15 protein-coding genes and 1 pseudogene are annotated in these 12603 nt (G+C 71.8%); 8 read left to right on the forward strand and 8 right to left on the reverse strand.

Annotated features, from left to right (window positions below):
- Window positions 1-186 precede the first annotated feature (186 nt).
- The 3 genes from FHG89_RS29485 to FHG89_RS29495 form a co-directional block, all read right to left on the reverse strand.
- Window positions 187-1281, reverse strand: a complete 1095-nt coding sequence (locus FHG89_RS29485; protein WP_139587674.1) for an aminotransferase-like domain-containing protein — start codon at window positions 1279-1281, stop codon at window positions 187-189.
- A 106-nt stretch (window positions 1282-1387) separates the two neighbouring features.
- Window positions 1388-1846 carry an ester cyclase gene (locus FHG89_RS29490; protein ID WP_139587675.1) on the reverse strand — a complete coding sequence of 153 codons (459 nt, stop codon included), beginning with the start codon at window positions 1844-1846 and terminating at the stop codon, window positions 1388-1390.
- A gap of 83 nt (window positions 1847-1929) precedes the next feature.
- Entirely contained in the window at window positions 1930-2322 is a 393-nt protein-coding gene (locus FHG89_RS29495) for a CBS domain-containing protein (protein WP_139587676.1), read from the reverse strand.
- A gap of 111 nt (window positions 2323-2433) precedes the next feature.
- Here FHG89_RS29495 and FHG89_RS29500 point away from each other — a divergent pair, with 111 nt between their 5' ends.
- The 5 genes from FHG89_RS29500 to FHG89_RS29520 all read left to right on the forward strand — a co-directional run bounded on the left by FHG89_RS29500 (window position 2434) and on the right by FHG89_RS29520 (window position 6212).
- On the forward strand, window positions 2434-2886 hold the full coding sequence (locus FHG89_RS29500; RefSeq protein ID WP_244295981.1) for an NUDIX domain-containing protein: 453 nt from the start codon (window positions 2434-2436) through the stop codon (window positions 2884-2886).
- Complete coding sequence (locus FHG89_RS29505) at window positions 2883-3650, forward strand: hypothetical protein (protein WP_139587678.1); 768 nt, start codon at window positions 2883-2885, stop codon at window positions 3648-3650. Before FHG89_RS29500 ends, FHG89_RS29505 begins: the two co-directional genes overlap by 4 nt.
- A gap of 78 nt (window positions 3651-3728) precedes the next feature.
- On the forward strand, window positions 3729-4460 hold the full coding sequence (locus tag FHG89_RS29510; RefSeq protein ID WP_139587681.1) for a phosphocholine cytidylyltransferase family protein: 732 nt from the start codon (window positions 3729-3731) through the stop codon (window positions 4458-4460).
- Window positions 4448-5515, forward strand: a complete 1068-nt coding sequence (locus FHG89_RS29515; RefSeq protein ID WP_139587679.1) for an iron-containing alcohol dehydrogenase family protein — start codon at window positions 4448-4450, stop codon at window positions 5513-5515. The genes FHG89_RS29510 and FHG89_RS29515 overlap by 13 nt, the downstream gene beginning before the upstream one ends.
- A complete protein-coding gene (locus FHG89_RS29520; protein WP_139587680.1) occupies window positions 5490-6212 on the forward strand; it encodes a CDP-alcohol phosphatidyltransferase family protein in 723 nt (240 codons plus the stop codon). Before FHG89_RS29515 ends, FHG89_RS29520 begins: the two co-directional genes overlap by 26 nt.
- A 172-nt stretch (window positions 6213-6384) precedes the next feature.
- Here the strand turns inward: FHG89_RS29520 and FHG89_RS29525 are convergent, their stop codons facing one another.
- The 5 genes from FHG89_RS29525 to FHG89_RS29545 form a co-directional block, all read right to left on the reverse strand.
- Window positions 6385-7107 carry a CDP-alcohol phosphatidyltransferase family protein gene (locus FHG89_RS29525; protein WP_139587680.1) on the reverse strand — a complete coding sequence of 241 codons (723 nt, stop codon included), beginning with the start codon at window positions 7105-7107 and terminating at the stop codon, window positions 6385-6387.
- The gene (locus FHG89_RS29530) at window positions 7082-8149 is read right to left on the reverse strand and encodes an iron-containing alcohol dehydrogenase family protein (protein WP_139587679.1); all 1068 of its coding nucleotides are present in this window, start codon (window positions 8147-8149) and stop codon (window positions 7082-7084) included. Before FHG89_RS29530 ends, FHG89_RS29525 begins: the two co-directional genes overlap by 26 nt.
- Window positions 8137-8868: a phosphocholine cytidylyltransferase family protein gene (locus FHG89_RS29535; protein WP_139587681.1), complete on the reverse strand. Its 732-nt coding sequence runs from the start codon at window positions 8866-8868 to the stop codon at window positions 8137-8139. Before FHG89_RS29535 ends, FHG89_RS29530 begins: the two co-directional genes overlap by 13 nt.
- A gap of 78 nt (window positions 8869-8946) precedes the next feature.
- Window positions 8947-9714: a hypothetical protein gene (locus FHG89_RS29540; protein WP_139587678.1), complete on the reverse strand. Its 768-nt coding sequence runs from the start codon at window positions 9712-9714 to the stop codon at window positions 8947-8949.
- Window positions 9711-10163 (reverse strand): NUDIX domain-containing protein, encoded by a 453-nt coding sequence (locus tag FHG89_RS29545; RefSeq protein ID WP_244295981.1) that lies wholly within the window; start codon window positions 10161-10163, stop codon window positions 9711-9713. Before FHG89_RS29545 ends, FHG89_RS29540 begins: the two co-directional genes overlap by 4 nt.
- A gap of 111 nt (window positions 10164-10274) precedes the next feature.
- On the opposite strand from FHG89_RS29545, the gene FHG89_RS29550 reads away from it, so the two are divergent.
- The 3 genes and pseudogenes from FHG89_RS29550 (at window position 10275) to FHG89_RS29560 (ending at window position 12417) form a co-directional block, all read left to right on the forward strand.
- The gene (locus tag FHG89_RS29550) at window positions 10275-10667 is read left to right on the forward strand and encodes a CBS domain-containing protein (protein ID WP_139587676.1); all 393 of its coding nucleotides are present in this window, start codon (window positions 10275-10277) and stop codon (window positions 10665-10667) included.
- Window positions 10668-10750: 83 nt separating this feature from the next.
- Complete coding sequence (locus FHG89_RS29555) at window positions 10751-11209, forward strand: ester cyclase (RefSeq protein WP_139587675.1); 459 nt, start codon at window positions 10751-10753, stop codon at window positions 11207-11209.
- A 106-nt stretch (window positions 11210-11315) separates the two neighbouring features.
- Window positions 11316-12417: pseudogene (locus FHG89_RS29560) on the forward strand (aminotransferase-like domain-containing protein).
- Window positions 12418-12603: the final 186 nt, after the last annotated feature.

The following is a 12603-nucleotide window of genomic DNA, read 5'->3' on the forward strand; positions in this document are numbered from 1 at the left end:
TCTCGTGGGCTCGGAGATGTGTATAAGAGACAGGTGGTGCTGCACGCGTCACCCTGGCGCGGAATGGCCGGGAGACCTCCGCTGCGCCGGACGGGTGGCGCTCGCAGCATTGTGGGCCGCCGGCCGCCCGGGCGGGAGTCCCGGAACGGCCGGCATCGTCGTTCTGTCGGAAACCCGACAGAAGCTTCAGCTGCGGACGGCCTCGACGGCCTCGGCGAGGCGACGGACGCCCTCGTCGATCCGGTCGGCGGTCACCGCCGAGAACGCCAGCCGCAGAGCGTGCCGCCCACCGTCCAGGACGAAGTCGCTGCCCTTCACCACCGCGACGCCACGCTCCGCCGCCGCCGGGGCGAGCCGGTCGACCAGGACGTCCTCCGGGAACTCCACCCAGAGGAAGTAACCACCGTCGGGCTCCACGAACCGGGCCTGCGGAAGGTGCCGGCGCAGCGACTCGGCGAGCACCCGGGCCCGCTCGCCCAGCGCCGCCCGGACGGTCTCGATCGACCGGTCGATGTCGCCGGAGACACAGAACTGGTGCACGATCGCCTGGGACACCATGCCCGGCGAGATGTAGAGGCTTGTGGCGTTCTTCGCGATGTCGGCGATCAGATCGGCCGAGCCGACCAGGTAACCGACCCGCACACCCGGGCAGACCGTCTTCGTGAAGCTCGACGCGTGCACCACCACGTTGCGGGTGTCCAGCGAGAGCATCGACGGCAGCGCCTCGCCACGGAAACGGATGTCCGCGTACGGGTCGTCCTCGAAGATCGTGAACTCGTACTCGGCGGCTAGGTCGAGCAGCTCCCGCCGCTTCTCCAACGACAGCGTCACGCCGGCCGGGTTCTGGTAGTTCGGAATGACGTGCGCGAGCCGGGGACGGACCCCGGACTCCAGCAACTTGCGCAGCTCGGCCGTGTCCAGACCATCGGGCTGAACCGAGATGCCGTGCAGCTCGCTGCCCATCCGCTGGAGGTTGAGCAGCGTCCGGTCGTACGTCGGGCGTTCCACCACCACCGCGTCGCCCGGCCGGACCAGGTGGTCGAAGAGGAACGCGTCGGCCTGGAGCGACCCGTTGGTCACCAGCACCTGGTTGGCGTCGACTCCGTGCTTCTCGGCGATCCACTTGCGCAGCGGAACGTAGCCGACGGAGGTGCCGTACGCCGTGACCCCTGCGGGGTCGGCGTCGAAGGCGCGGACGGCGGCGGCCTTGAGGCCCTCGACATCGACGATGTCCAGCGAGGGAGCCCCACGGGCGAAGGAGATCAGCTGCTCGGCGGTCATGGATGTTGAGCGTACGGGCGGCGGCGGGGGGCGCGCGGACGGCACGGCGATGTCCGCATCCTGAGCCACCGGGTCGGGTGACCCGACTCCACCGGACGACGACAGATCAGACCGGAAGGGCGAGCGAGTCGTGCTGCGCAGCCCGGGAAAGCCCGTCCAACCGCACGCCGAGCGTGTCCAAAAGCTGGCTCCAGTCGAAGTAGGACCGCCAGGAGACGATCCGCCCCCGGCGGGCCCGCACCACCTCGGCCACCTCCCAGCTCACCTGGCGACCGGTGGGCGCGACGGTGCCGAACGGCGAGTGCAGCGTGCCGGTGTGGGTGCCGCTCCACCGCACCTCCACCGCCGCGCCGCCACCGGTACGCACCGCACCCAGCGGGTCGACCCGCAGGTCCGGAAAGGCGCCGGTCCAGGTGCGCAGGAGCGCGGGCAGCTCGATCGGCCGGACCGTCACGCCCGGCATCGAGTAGAACGCCTCCGGGGCGTAGAGATCCGGCAGCCGGGCCACGTCCCGGTGCAGGAGCATGGCGTACTGCTGCTCGACCAGGCGCTCCGCGTCACGCATCGGACCCTCCCCCACGGGCCACGGCATCTCCACGCCCGTGGGGGATACCTACCCGTCGATGCGCCCCGGCACACCACACCCGGTCAGGTGGTGGCGATGGCCTGGTCCTCCGCCCACACCCGCATGATGTCCCGGACCGAGATCACCCCGGCGACCTCACGGCCGTCCAGGACCACCAGGTGCCGGAACCCGCCCCGGGCCATCGCCGCGGCCGCCTCGGCCACCGTCCAGTCCGGGCCGGCGTAGACCACATCCCAGGTCAGGTGAGCGCCGGTGCGTTCCACGTCGCAGTCCAGACCGGCACCGATGGCCTTCAACACGTCGCGTTCGGTCATGATCCCGACCCCCTCGGAATCCGGGTCGATCACGACCGCCGACCCGACACCGCGGGCCGACATCATCCGGGCCGCCTGGCGGAGCGTGTGCTCCGGGCCGACGACGAGGACCTGGCTGGACATGGCTTCCCGTACCTGCATCACACATCACCCCTTTGGGACGGTGGCATTCGGTACCGCCATCGTGGTCTCTGGATGTTTCCGGGACAAGACCGGGCATCGTCGCGATGCCGGACCGCTCGCTACTGTCAAATGGTGTCCACCGAGCCCCTGCGCTGTGCCGGCGCGCTGATCGTCGACCACGACGGCCGCATCTTCTTCCAGCGCCGCTCACCACACCGGCGCCTCTTTCCCAATTGCTGGGACATCGTCGGCGGGCACCTGGAGCCGGGCGAGGAGATCGACGACGCGCTGGCCCGGGAGATCACCGAGGAGACCGGCTGGGTCCTCTCCCACGTCCTCGGTCAGGTGGGCGAGTACAGCTACGTCGGCGACGACGGGCTGGCCCGGACCGAACACGACTTCCTCGTACGCGTCGACGGCGACCTCGGCCACCCGACGCTGGAGGCCGGCAAGCACACCGAGTACCGCTGGCTCGCCGAGCACGAGATGACCCTGCTCGACGAGAACCGTGACGTCAACGACGGCCTGATCCGGCGGATCGCGGAGGAGGGCTTCGCCGTCCTGCGGTCGATCGGTCTGTGAACACCGTCGAGCTGACGCCGCACCGGTTCGCCGGGCTGCTGGCACCGGCCGTGGACCGGACGTTCCGCGCCGGCATGCTGGCCGGCCGCGAGGGCGGCGGCGCCGAACTGAGCCAGCGGTACGGCGGTCCCACCGGGACCGGCTTCCTGGTGGACCTGCGTACCCGGCTCGCCGCACCGGGCGGCACGGTCGACGGGCCGGGATTCGCGGCGATCACCCGGTACGGCGACCCGGTCAGCGCCCGACGCGCGATGGACAAACACGTGGCGCACGGCATGATCCACCGCCGACCGGACGGCGCGCTCTCCGCCACCGAACGGGGCGCCGCCTTCCTCGCCGAGCTGTACCAGGTGCACGCCGAGGTCACCGAGGAACTGTGGGCGGGCCACGACGAGCGGGTGGCGCGGCTGGTGGCGTCACTCGGCCGGGTGCTGGCGTACGCCCTGGTGCTGGCCGACGAGTCGGGCGACCCGGACGGCTCGGCCTTCACCGCGCTGGCGCCCCCGTACGAGCCGGACGGCACCGCGCCGGGCGTGCTGCTGCTCAACCGGCTGGGCACGCTGCGCTACCACCGGGCCGACGCGCACGCCGCCGCCTGGACCGCCGCCGGGCACACCGCGTCGAGCGTAGCCGCGCTACCGGCCGGCCCCGAACGGCTCGCCATCGAGCTGGAGACCGACCGCCGGGCCGCCGGCCCGTACACCGTGCTCAGCGCCGACGAGCGGCTGACGATGCTCGCCGACCTGGCCGCGCTGCCCGGCTGACCGGTTGGCCAGAGCGGCCCGGGCGCCCGGGGCTATCCTCCAGCGGTGACGGGGAGTCGGACCAAGGAGGATGTCGCGATGATCGGAATGGTCCTTGCGGCCGGGGCGGGGCGCCGGCTGCGCCCGTACACCGACACCCTGCCCAAGGCGCTGGTGCCGGTCGACGGGGACACCACGATCCTGGACATCGCGCTGGGCAACCTCGCCGAGGTCGGGCTCACCGACATCGTGATCGTCGTCGGCTACGCGGCAGACGCCGTCCGCGAGCGGCAGGCCGACCTGGAGAAGCGGTACGGGGTCACGCTCACCCTGGTGCACAACGACAAGGCCGAGGAGTGGAACAACGCCTACTCCCTCTGGCTGGCCCGCGAGTACTTCGCACGCGGGGTGCTCCTGGTCAACGGGGACACCGTGCACCCGGTGAGCATCGAGAAGACCCTGCTCGCCGAGCGCGGCCCGGGCATCCTGCTCGCGGTGGACACCCTCAAGCCGCTCGCCGAGGAGGAGATGAAGACCACCTTCGACGCCGCCGGCCAGCTCACCCGCATCACCAAGATCATGGACGCGGGCGAGGCGTACGGGGAGTACATCGGCGCCACGCTGATCGAGCCGCAGGTCGCCGACGCGCTCGCCGACGCCCTGGAGGCGACCTGGCGGCGGGACCCCAACCTGTACTACGAGGACGGCTACCAGGAGTTCGCCGACCGGGGCGGGGAGGTGCGGGCGGCGCCGATCGGTGACGTCCCGTGGGTCGAGGTCGACAACCACGCCGACCTGGCCCGTGCGCGGGAGATCGCGTGCCTCTACTAGCTCGGAGCGTACTCACCCCGCTACACATCGACGTCCGGCGCGGGGCGGTCGCCGACCTGGGCGCAATCCTGGCCGACGGGCGGATCTCCGCCGGCGGTGACGTTGCGGTGGTGGTCGGGCCGGGTCAGGGTGCCCAGATCGCGGAGCTGATCCGACCGTCACTGCGGACGGCCGACGTGTTCACCGTCGCCGGGGGGACTCTGGACGCCGCCGACGACCTCGGTGGCAAGCTCCGCGCCCGGTCGTACGACGCGGTCGTCGGCATCGGCGGCGGCAAGACCATCGACGTGGCCAAGTACGCGGCGACCCGCCGAGGGCTCCCGATGGTGTCGGTGGCGACAAGTCTCGCCAACGACGGAATCGCCTCCCCGGTGGCCAGCCTCATCACCGACGGGATCAAGGGCTCCTACGGCGTACACATCCCGATCGCGGTGATCGTCGACCTGGACTTCGTGGAGAGCGGTCCCGACCGGCACAACCGGGCCGGCATCGGCGACGTGATCAGCAACATCAGCGCGCTGGCCGACTGGGAACTGGCACGCCAGGTACGCGTCGAACGGGTCGACGGGCTCGCCGCCTCGCTGTCCCGGGCCGGCGCCGAAGCGGTGCTCAACCACCCGGGCGACATGGCCGACGACGCCTTCGTCACCGTGCTGGCCGAAGCGTTGATCTCCAGCGGCCTGGCCATGGCCATCGAGGGCACCAGCCGCCCGTGCAGTGGCGGCTGCCACGAGATCATGCACGCGATCGACGCGCTCTTTCCCGGCACCGCCTCACACGGCGAGCTGGCCGGGCTGGGTGCGCTGTTCTGCACCTGGCTGCGCGGAGACCTGCGCCGCTTCGGGGAGATGTCGGCCTGCCTGGCCCGGCACGGCCTGCCCCGGCTCCCCGCCGAGGTGGGGCTCACCGACGACCAGTTCATCGAGGCGGTCCAGTTCGCGCCGCGTACCCGACCGGACCGGTACACGATCCTCGAGCACCTGGCGCTGTCGCCTACCGAGACGCGGGAGCGGCTGGCAGACTACGCCGGTGCAATCCGCGACCAGCTTGGCTGAGCCCCGTCCCACCGTCGCCGACTTCCACCGGGTGAACCGGGGCGGCGGCCTGTTCAGCGAGTCGATCAGCCAGTGGCTGGGGGCCGTCTTCGCGCTGATCGCCCAACGACTAGGGCTGCGCCCGACCGCGTTGACCATCACCAACCTGGTGCTCGGGCTGGCCACCTCGGTCACCGTGGTGGCGCTCGCCGGCCCGGTCGCCGCCGGTGACGTACCGGCCTGGGTGGTCGGCCTGCTCGCCCTGGTCGGCTGGCAGGTGGCGTACTCCCTGGACTGCGTCGCCGGGCAGCTCGCCCGGGTGACCGACCAGCGCAGCGCTGCCGGCGCTCGCGTCGACGTGCTCTGCGACGTGGCCGCGCAGATCGCCCTGGTGGCCGCGCTCGCCGCCACCGCCGTGGCGCAGGAGCCGTCCACCCCGACCTGGCTGGTGGCGACCTTCGCCGGCACCTGGATGGTCAACCTGGTCACCTCCGTGATGCAGGCCGGCCCCAACGCCGCCAGCATGGTCACCTCGACCTCGCTGCCAATACGCCTGGTGAAGCTGGTCCGCGACTACGGCGCCGTGGTCTTCGTGGCCGCCCTGGTGCTGGCCGTGGCCCCCGCGCTGGTCCTCTGGGTGATCATCGCGTTCACCATCGTCAACGGCGGCTTCCTGCTCGCCAGCATCGCCTTCTCCGCCCGCGCCTCCCTGCGCTGACCTCCCCCGCGGCGCGCCCTGCGCCGGACTCCAGCCCCGCCCCGCGCGTGTGCCGCGCCCCGCGCGTGTGCCGCTCCGCCCGGGCCGGCCCGGGCGGAGCGGCACACGCGCGGGGCGCGGCACACGCGCGGGGCGGGGCTGGAGTCCGGCGCAGGGCGCGCCGCGGGGGAGGTCAGCGCAGGGAGGCGCGGGCGGAGAAGGCGATGCTGGCGAGCAGGAAGCCGCCGTTGACGATGGTGAACGCGATGATCACCCAGAGGACCAGCGCGGGGGCCACGGCCAGCACCAGGGCGGCCACGAAGACCACGGCGCCGTAGTCGCGGACCAGCTTCACCAGGCGTATTGGCAGCGAGGTCGAGGTGACCATGCTGGCGGCGTTGGGGCCGGCCTGCATCACGGAGGTGACCAGGTTGACCATCCAGGTGCCGGCGAAGGTCGCCACCAGCCAGGTCGGGGTGGACGGCTCCTGCGCCACGGCGGTGGCGGCGAGCGCGGCCACCAGGGCGATCTGCGCGGCCACGTCGCAGAGCACGTCGACGCGAGCGCCGGCAGCGCTGCGCTGGTCGGTCACCCGGGCGAGCTGCCCGGCGACGCAGTCCAGGGAGTACGCCACCTGCCAGCCGACCAGGGCGAGCAGGCCGACCACCCAGGCCGGTACGTCACCGGCGGCGACCGGGCCGGCGAGCGCCACCACGGTGACCGAGGTGGCCAGCCCGAGCACCAGGTTGGTGATGGTCAACGCGGTCGGGCGCAGCCCTAGTCGTTGGGCGATCAGCGCGAAGACGGCCCCCAGCCACTGGCTGATCGACTCGCTGAACAGGCCGCCGCCCCGGTTCACCCGGTGGAAGTCGGCGACGGTGGGACGGGGCTCAGCCAAGCTGGTCGCGGATTGCACCGGCGTAGTCTGCCAGCCGCTCCCGCGTCTCGGTAGGCGACAGCGCCAGGTGCTCGAGGATCGTGTACCGGTCCGGTCGGGTACGCGGCGCGAACTGGACCGCCTCGATGAACTGGTCGTCGGTGAGCCCCACCTCGGCGGGGAGCCGGGGCAGGCCGTGCCGGGCCAGGCAGGCCGACATCTCCCCGAAGCGGCGCAGGTCTCCGCGCAGCCAGGTGCAGAACAGCGCACCCAGCCCGGCCAGCTCGCCGTGTGAGGCGGTGCCGGGAAAGAGCGCGTCGATCGCGTGCATGATCTCGTGGCAGCCGCCACTGCACGGGCGGCTGGTGCCCTCGATGGCCATGGCCAGGCCGCTGGAGATCAACGCTTCGGCCAGCACGGTGACGAAGGCGTCGTCGGCCATGTCGCCCGGGTGGTTGAGCACCGCTTCGGCGCCGGCCCGGGACAGCGAGGCGGCGAGCCCGTCGACCCGTTCGACGCGTACCTGGCGTGCCAGTTCCCAGTCGGCCAGCGCGCTGATGTTGCTGATCACGTCGCCGATGCCGGCCCGGTTGTGCCGGTCGGGACCGCTCTCCACGAAGTCCAGGTCGACGATCACCGCGATCGGGATGTGTACGCCGTAGGAGCCCTTGATCCCGTCGGTGATGAGGCTGGCCACCGGGGAGGCGATTCCGTCGTTGGCGAGACTTGTCGCCACCGACACCATCGGGAGCCCTCGGCGGGTCGCCGCGTACTTGGCCACGTCGATGGTCTTGCCGCCGCCGATGCCGACGACCGCGTCGTACGACCGGGCGCGGAGCTTGCCACCGAGGTCGTCGGCGGCGTCCAGAGTCCCCCCGGCGACGGTGAACACGTCGGCCGTCCGCAGTGACGGTCGGATCAGCTCCGCGATCTGGGCACCCTGACCCGGCCCGACCACCACCGCAACGTCACCGCCGGCGGAGATCCGCCCGTCGGCCAGGATTGCGCCCAGGTCGGCGACCGCCCCGCGCCGGACGTCGATGTGTAGCGGGGTGAGTACGCTCCGAGCTAGTAGAGGCACGCGATCTCCCGCGCACGGGCCAGGTCGGCGTGGTTGTCGACCTCGACCCACGGGACGTCACCGATCGGCGCCGCCCGCACCTCCCCGCCCCGGTCGGCGAACTCCTGGTAGCCGTCCTCGTAGTACAGGTTGGGGTCCCGCCGCCAGGTCGCCTCCAGGGCGTCGGCGAGCGCGTCGGCGACCTGCGGCTCGATCAGCGTGGCGCCGATGTACTCCCCGTACGCCTCGCCCGCGTCCATGATCTTGGTGATGCGGGTGAGCTGGCCGGCGGCGTCGAAGGTGGTCTTCATCTCCTCCTCGGCGAGCGGCTTGAGGGTGTCCACCGCGAGCAGGATGCCCGGGCCGCGCTCGGCGAGCAGGGTCTTCTCGATGCTCACCGGGTGCACGGTGTCCCCGTTGACCAGGAGCACCCCGCGTGCGAAGTACTCGCGGGCCAGCCAGAGGGAGTAGGCGTTGTTCCACTCCTCGGCCTTGTCGTTGTGCACCAGGGTGAGCGTGACCCCGTACCGCTTCTCCAGGTCGGCCTGCCGCTCGCGGACGGCGTCTGCCGCGTAGCCGACGACGATCACGATGTCGGTGAGCCCGACCTCGGCGAGGTTGCCCAGCGCGATGTCCAGGATCGTGGTGTCCCCGTCGACCGGCACCAGCGCCTTGGGCAGGGTGTCGGTGTACGGGCGCAGCCGGCGCCCCGCCCCGGCCGCAAGGACCATTCCGATCATCGCGACATCCTCCTTGGTCCGACTCCCCGTCACCGCTGGAGGATAGCCCCGGGCGCCCGGGCCGCTCTGGCCAACCGGTCAGCCGGGCAGCGCGGCCAGGTCGGCGAGCATCGTCAGCCGCTCGTCGGCGCTGAGCACGGTGTACGGGCCGGCGGCCCGGCGGTCGGTCTCCAGCTCGATGGCGAGCCGTTCGGGGCCGGCCGGTAGCGCGGCTACGCTCGACGCGGTGTGCCCGGCGGCGGTCCAGGCGGCGGCGTGCGCGTCGGCCCGGTGGTAGCGCAGCGTGCCCAGCCGGTTGAGCAGCAGCACGCCCGGCGCGGTGCCGTCCGGCTCGTACGGGGGCGCCAGCGCGGTGAAGGCCGAGCCGTCCGGGTCGCCCGACTCGTCGGCCAGCACCAGGGCGTACGCCAGCACCCGGCCGAGTGACGCCACCAGCCGCGCCACCCGCTCGTCGTGGCCCGCCCACAGTTCCTCGGTGACCTCGGCGTGCACCTGGTACAGCTCGGCGAGGAAGGCGGCGCCCCGTTCGGTGGCGGAGAGCGCGCCGTCCGGTCGGCGGTGGATCATGCCGTGCGCCACGTGTTTGTCCATCGCGCGTCGGGCGCTGACCGGGTCGCCGTACCGGGTGATCGCCGCGAATCCCGGCCCGTCGACCGTGCCGCCCGGTGCGGCGAGCCGGGTACGCAGGTCCACCAGGAAGCCGGTCCCGGTGGGACCGCCGTACCGCTGGCTCAGTTCGGCGCCGCCGCCCTCGCGGCCGGCCAGCATGCCGGCGCGGAACGTCCGGTCCACGGCCGGTGCCAGCAGCCCGGCGAACCGGTGCGGCGTCAGCTCGACGGTGTTCACAGACCGATCGACCGCAGGACGGCGAAGCCCTCCTCCGCGATCCGCCGGATCAGGCCGTCGTTGACGTCACGGTTCTCGTCGAGCAGGGTCATCTCGTGCTCGGCGAGCCAGCGGTACTCGGTGTGCTTGCCGGCCTCCAGCGTCGGGTGGCCGAGGTCGCCGTCGACGCGTACGAGGAAGTCGTGTTCGGTCCGGGCCAGCCCGTCGTCGCCGACGTAGCTGTACTCGCCCACCTGACCGAGGACGTGGGAGAGGACCCAGCCGGTCTCCTCGGTGATCTCCCGGGCCAGCGCGTCGTCGATCTCCTCGCCCGGCTCCAGGTGCCCGCCGACGATGTCCCAGCAATTGGGAAAGAGGCGCCGGTGTGGTGAGCGGCGCTGGAAGAAGATGCGGCCGTCGTGGTCGACGATCAGCGCGCCGGCACAGCGCAGGGGCTCGGTGGACACCATTTGACAGTAGCGAGCGGTCCGGCATCGCGACGATGCCCGGTCTTGTCCCGGAAACATCCAGAGACCACGATGGCGGTACCGAATGCCACCGTCCCAAAGGGGTGATGTGTGATGCAGGTACGGGAAGCCATGTCCAGCCAGGTCCTCGTCGTCGGCCCGGAGCACACGCTCCGCCAGGCGGCCCGGATGATGTCGGCCCGCGGTGTCGGGTCGGCGGTCGTGATCGACCCGGATTCCGAGGGGGTCGGGATCATGACCGAACGCGACGTGTTGAAGGCCATCGGTGCCGGTCTGGACTGCGACGTGGAACGCACCGGCGCTCACCTGACCTGGGATGTGGTCTACGCCGGCCCGGACTGGACGGTGGCCGAGGCGGCCGCGGCGATGGCCCGGGGCGGGTTCCGGCACCTGGTGGTCCTGGACGGCCGTGAGGTCGCCGGGGTGATCTCGGTCCGGGACATCATGCGGGTGTGGGCGGAGGACCAGGCCATCGCCACCACCTGACCGGGTGTGGTGTGCCGGGGCGCATCGACGGGTAGGTATCCCCCACGGGCGTGGAGATGCCGTGGCCCGTGGGGGAGGGTCCGATGCGTGACGCGGAGCGCCTGGTCGAGCAGCAGTACGCCATGCTCCTGCACCGGGACGTGGCCCGGCTGCCGGATCTCTACGCCCCGGAGGCGTTCTACTCGATGCCGGGCGTGACGGTCCGGCCGATCGAGCTGCCCGCGCTCCTGCGCACCTGGACCGGCGCCTTTCCGGACCTGCGGGTCGACCCGCTGGGTGCGGTGCGTACCGGTGGCGGCGCGGCGGTGGAGGTGCGGTGGAGCGGCACCCACACCGGCACGCTGCACTCGCCGTTCGGCACCGTCGCGCCCACCGGTCGCCAGGTGAGCTGGGAGGTGGCCGAGGTGGTGCGGGCCCGCCGGGGGCGGATCGTCTCCTGGCGGTCCTACTTCGACTGGAGCCAGCTTTTGGACACGCTCGGCGTGCGGTTGGACGGGCTTTCCCGGGCTGCGCAGCACGACTCGCTCGCCCTTCCGGTCTGATCTGTCGTCGTCCGGTGGAGTCGGGTCACCCGACCCGGTGGCTCAGGATGCGGACATCGCCGTGCCGTCCGCGCGCCCCCCGCCGCCGCCCGTACGCTCAACATCCATGACCGCCGAGCAGCTGATCTCCTTCGCCCGTGGGGCTCCCTCGCTGGACATCGTCGATGTCGAGGGCCTCAAGGCCGCCGCCGTCCGCGCCTTCGACGCCGACCCCGCAGGGGTCACGGCGTACGGCACCTCCGTCGGCTACGTTCCGCTGCGCAAGTGGATCGCCGAGAAGCACGGAGTCGACGCCAACCAGGTGCTGGTGACCAACGGGTCGCTCCAGGCCGACGCGTTCCTCTTCGACCACCTGGTCCGGCCGGGCGACGCGGTGGTGGTGGAACGCCCGACGTACGACCGGACGCTGCTCAACCTCCAGCGGATGGGCAGCGAGCTGCACGGCATCTCGGTTCAGCCCGATGGTCTGGACACGGCCGAGCTGCGCAAGTTGCTGGAGTCCGGGGTCCGTCCCCGGCTCGCGCACGTCATTCCGAACTACCAGAACCCGGCCGGCGTGACGCTGTCGTTGGAGAAGCGGCGGGAGCTGCTCGACCTAGCCGCCGAGTACGAGTTCACGATCTTCGAGGACGACCCGTACGCGGACATCCGTTTCCGTGGCGAGGCGCTGCCGTCGATGCTCTCGCTGGACACCCGCAACGTGGTGGTGCACGCGTCGAGCTTCACGAAGACGGTCTGCCCGGGTGTGCGGGTCGGTTACCTGGTCGGCTCGGCCGATCTGATCGCCGACATCGCGAAGAACGCCACAAGCCTCTACATCTCGCCGGGCATGGTGTCCCAGGCGATCGTGCACCAGTTCTGTGTCTCCGGCGACATCGACCGGTCGATCGAGACCGTCCGGGCGGCGCTGGGCGAGCGGGCCCGGGTGCTCGCCGAGTCGCTGCGCCGGCACCTTCCGCAGGCCCGGTTCGTGGAGCCCGACGGTGGTTACTTCCTCTGGGTGGAGTTCCCGGAGGACGTCCTGGTCGACCGGCTCGCCCCGGCCGTCGACGGCAAGCCGGTTGCGGTCGCGGTGCAGACGGCGCAGCGACTTCGTCCTGGACGGTGGGCGGCACGCTCTGCGGCTGGCGTTCTCGGCGGTGACCGCCGACCGGATCGACGAGGGCGTCCGTCGCCTCGCCGAGGCCGTCGAGGCCGTCCGCAGCTGAAGCTTCTGTCGGGTTTCCGACAGAACGACGATGCCGGCCGTTCCGGGACTCCCGCCCGGGCGGCCGGCGGCCCACAATGCTGCGAGCGCCACCCGTCCGGCGCAGCGGAGGTCTCCCGGCCATTCCGCGCCAGGGTGACGCGTGCAGCACAACCTGGCTCTTATACACATCTCCGAGCCCACGAGC

Origin of the sequence: Micromonospora orduensis (genome assembly GCF_006228125.1) — a bacterium.
GTDB classification, from domain to species: Bacteria; Actinomycetota; Actinomycetes; order Mycobacteriales; family Micromonosporaceae; genus Micromonospora; species Micromonospora orduensis.